We start from the raw sequence: 356 nt of genomic DNA, 5'->3' as shown, positions 1-356 counted from the left end.
TCATATTGCTGCGAGCACTGCCCAGCGCGGCCTTGCTGATGGCCAGATCGGCTCTTGCCTGGTCGTATTGCGCTTTGGACACCTGGTTTTTCTGGAACAGGTTTTCGATCCGCTGGAATTGTGAGCTGGCAAGCTCAAAGCGAGCCTGACGCTCGTCCAGCTGAAGCTGGTAATCCGTCGGATCGAGTCGTGCCAGTATGTCCCCCATCTTGACCTGCTTGCCGGCCAAGGCAGGAAGAGTCTGTAATTCACCGGGTACCCGAAAGGCGAGGGATACTTCTTCGGAGGCTTCAACCTTGCCAGGAAAACGGCGTAACAGCGCATCTTGACTGCTGACAACTTCATATCTCTTGCCC

At 55.6% G+C, this 356-nt stretch carries 1 protein-coding gene; it reads right to left on the bottom strand.

The features are described from left to right. Nucleotides 1-356 (bottom strand): efflux RND transporter periplasmic adaptor subunit (locus tag Q4563_RS17380; RefSeq protein WP_303605391.1); only part of this gene is annotated, 356 nt, incomplete at both ends.

The sequence above is a fragment of the Gilvimarinus sp. 1_MG-2023 genome (assembly GCF_030548285.1).
The sequence above is the reverse complement of the archived record's forward strand: the minus strand, read 5'-3'. Positions and strand labels throughout refer to the sequence as shown.